Origin of the sequence: Mesorhizobium sp. M5C.F.Ca.IN.020.29.1.1, from assembly GCF_003997375.1 — a bacterium.
GTDB classification, from domain to species: Bacteria; Pseudomonadota; Alphaproteobacteria; order Rhizobiales; family Rhizobiaceae; genus Mesorhizobium; species Mesorhizobium wenxiniae.
On record NZ_RZSW01000760.1, the window covers coordinates 1 to 2,258 of the forward strand.

The following is a 2,258-nucleotide window of genomic DNA, read 5'->3' on the forward strand; positions in this document are numbered from 1 at the left end:
GGGTCATGACTTGCACTATCGAAGGGCCGGATCAGCGGCCCTTTCCACATCTGTGCCAGCTCTTGCGCGGTGCCGTTCTGAAACGCAAAAACCGCGCTCCATCGGGAACGCGGCTTTGCCAGATACGCATGGCGCTTCGCCAACAGAACACTTGCGAAACTTACGGGCTCCGGTACGCGAGACCTGATCCGGAGCGCCGGGCGGATGCGATATGCCGCCTCGCACTCCGTTCTACAGGGACATCGTTACCGGGTGGTTATCGATAGTTTAAGCAAATCTAAATTTCCGATGTTTCTCTTTGCCGGGAACGGAAAAGCCCGTCGAGTTCGAGGCTTAAGCGCGTCGCGTCTGAAGGGACGGTCAAGCCCGAGCGCAAGCTCTTGGGGCGACATGCATTACGCTGGGGTACCGCGCAGGAAATTTATGATGCCGGAAAAATCGGCACCGGCATGTCCCTGGGCGTTGAACAGCGCATAAAGCTGGGCGGCCTCGGCGCCCAGCGGCGTCACCGCACCGGCGCTTTGCGCGGCTTCCTGCGACAGTTTCAGGTCCTTCAGCATCAGTGCTGCGGCAAATCCTGGCCTGTAGCCATTGTTGGCCGGCGATGTCGGCACCGGACCGGGCACCGGGCAATAGGTGGTCAGCGACCAGCACTGGCCCGACGAATTCGAGGCGACGTCGAACAGCGCCTGATGCGACAGGCCGAGCTTTTCCGCCAGAACGAAGGCTTCGGCGACGCCGATCATCGAAATGCCGAGGATCATGTTGTTGCAGATCTTTGCCGCCTGTCCGGCGCCGTCATCGCCGCAATGGACGATGCGGCCGGCCATCGGCTTCAGGATGGGTTCGGCCTTGGCGAATGCGTTCTTCGAGCCACCGGCCATGAAGGTCAGCGTGCCGGCTGCGGCGCCGCCGGTGCCGCCGGAAACCGGCGCGTCGATCGACAGCAGCTTATGTTTGGCGGCAATGGCGTGGGCTTTTCGTGCCGATTCGACGTCGATGGTCGAGGAATCGATGAACAGCGCGCCTTTTTTCGCCTTGGGCGCGATGTCCTCATAGACCGACAGGACATGCCTGCCGGCCGGCAGCATGGTGATGACCACATCGGCCTCTTTCACTGCGGCAACGGCATTGGCCATGACGACGACGCCATGCTCCTTGGCGATGACGAGATTCTCCGGCATCAGGTCGAAGCCGTGCACGGCATATCCAGCCTTGACGAGATTGGCGGCCATCGGGTTGCCCATATTGCCGAGGCCGATGAAGGCGATGGTGGTCATCGTTTTCTCCCGGTTTGCCGTCAGCGGCCGATCAGGGCGCGTGCGATGATGACGCGCATGATCTCGTTGGTACCTTCGAGAATCTGGTGAACGCGCAAATCGCGGACCAGCTTCTCGATGCCGTAGTCGTGCAAATAGCCGTAGCCGCCATGCAGTTGCAGCGCGTCGTTGGCGACATTGAAGCCGATGTCGGTGACGAACCGCTTGGCCATCGCCGACCATTTCGAGGCATCGGGAGCTTTGTGGTCGAGCTTCGACGCGGCGGCGTAGAGGAAGATCCGTGCCGCCTGCAGCTCGGTCTCCATGTCGGCGAGCTTGAACTGCAGCGCCTGGAACTGGTTGATCTTGGAGCCGAAGGCCTTACGCTCCGCGGTGTAGGCCAGTGCCTTGTCGAGCGCCGATTGCGCGCCGCCCAGCGAACAGGCGGCGATGTTGAGCCGGCCGCCGTCGAGTCCGGCCATGGCGATGCCGAAGCCGGCGCCTTCGACTGAGAGCAGGTTTTGCGCCGGCACCTTGCAGTCCTCGAAGATGACCTGGCGCGTCGACTGCATGTGCCAGCCCATCTTGTGCTCGTTGGCGCCAAAAGACAGGCCGGACGCATCCTTCGGCACGACGAAGGTGGAAATGCCCTTCGGCCCGTCGGCGCCGGTGCGCGCCATGACGATATAGAGGTCGCTGTCACCGGCGCCTGAGATGAACTGCTTGACGCCGTTCAGCACATAGTCGCCGCCGCTTTTCACCGCGCGCGTCTTCAGCGCCGCAGCATCCGATCCCGAGCCTGGCTCGGTCAGGCAATAGCTGGCCAGCCATTCCATCGAAGTCAGCCTCGGCAGGAAGCGTTGGCGCTGCTCGTTACTGCCGAAGCGGTCGATCATCGAGGCCACCATATTGTGGATCGAGATGAAGGAGGAAAAAGCCGGATCGGCGCGCGAAAGCGCCTCGAAGATCAGCACGGCGTCGAGCCGACCGAGCGCCGAG

The 2,258-nt window shown here is 62.2% G+C and carries 2 protein-coding genes; both read right to left on the bottom strand.

The features are described 5' to 3' along the window. Positions 1 to 395: 395 nt before the first annotated feature. Positions 396 to 1,280 (bottom strand): 3-hydroxyisobutyrate dehydrogenase, encoded by an 885-nt coding sequence (gene mmsB, locus EOA85_RS33180; protein ID WP_065012202.1) that lies wholly within the window; start codon positions 1,278 to 1,280, stop codon positions 396 to 398. A 20-nt stretch (positions 1,281 to 1,300) separates the two neighbouring features. Next, positions 1,301 to 2,258 (bottom strand): acyl-CoA dehydrogenase family protein (locus EOA85_RS33185; RefSeq protein WP_127212527.1); only part of this gene is annotated, 958 nt, incomplete at its 5' end.